Genomic DNA, 238 nt, shown 5'->3' on the forward strand with positions numbered 1-238 from the left:
GAACGACGATTCACTTTTTAAATACGAAGCTTAGCAACGTTTCCGAGTCTGTTACGGCCGAAATTGAAAATAATGCAGATAACGTAGCACAAGTTGTACAGTGGAGCAGCGCAGCAATTGAAGTATATAATCACTACCGTACTACGACACAAGAGAAAAAGATTGAAAAAGACGAGCGTAAACTTGAGAGAGCTGAGCAGAAGGCTGAAAAGAGAGAGAAGCGGTCTAGACTTCGCAT

1 pseudogene is annotated in these 238 nt (G+C 42.0%); it reads left to right on the forward strand.

Annotation, left to right across the window (positions count from 1 at the left end):
- A pseudogene (locus SB773_RS34490) lies at positions 1-238 on the forward strand (DUF948 domain-containing protein); the annotation flags it as partial.

This window comes from Bacillus sp. SIMBA_074 (genome assembly GCF_046534555.1).
GTDB lineage: Bacteria > Bacillota > Bacilli > Bacillales > Bacillaceae_G > Bacillus_A > Bacillus_A mycoides.